Origin of the sequence: Streptococcus pseudopneumoniae (assembly GCF_001072315.1) — a bacterium.
In the GTDB taxonomy this organism is placed as follows: domain Bacteria; phylum Bacillota; class Bacilli; order Lactobacillales; family Streptococcaceae; genus Streptococcus; species Streptococcus pseudopneumoniae_R.
Window position 1 is genome coordinate 1 of the sequence record NZ_JVLI01000037.1, and the last position, 450, is coordinate 450.

The following is a 450-nucleotide window of genomic DNA, read 5'->3' on the forward strand; positions in this document are numbered from 1 at the left end:
TGGATAATTTCTTTAATCTTGAATATCTTTCTTAATTGTGGCTTTATTAAGCCCTACTGTACTCACATAATAACCTTCTGCCCAGAAATGCCGATTCCCAAACTTATACTTGAGATTGGCGTGTTTATCAAACATCATGAGTGCACTTTTCCTTTTAAATAACCCATGAAACTCGAGACACTTATCCTTGGTGGAATACTCACCAACATATGTACATGGTCTGGCATTAAGTGACCCTTGATAATTTCAACTCCTTTATAACTATATAATCGGTGAAATATTTCTCCCAAACTGCTTCGATATTGATTATAAATGACTTTTCGTCTATACTTAGAGGTAAACACAATGTGATAGAACACATCCACTTTGTGTGTGATAAACTATGTACCTTTTGTGCCATATTTTTCTCCTTTCGCTTTACAATTGGCTTGAACACCTTTATTGTATCGC

Annotated in this window: 1 pseudogene; it reads right to left on the reverse strand. The window is 34.9% G+C overall.

Going from position 1 to position 450, the window contains the following annotated elements:
- Positions 1-12: 12 nt before the first annotated feature.
- Positions 13-400: pseudogene (gene tnpA / locus ADH54_RS01710) on the reverse strand (IS200/IS605 family transposase).
- Between the last annotated feature and the right edge of the window lie 50 nt (positions 401-450).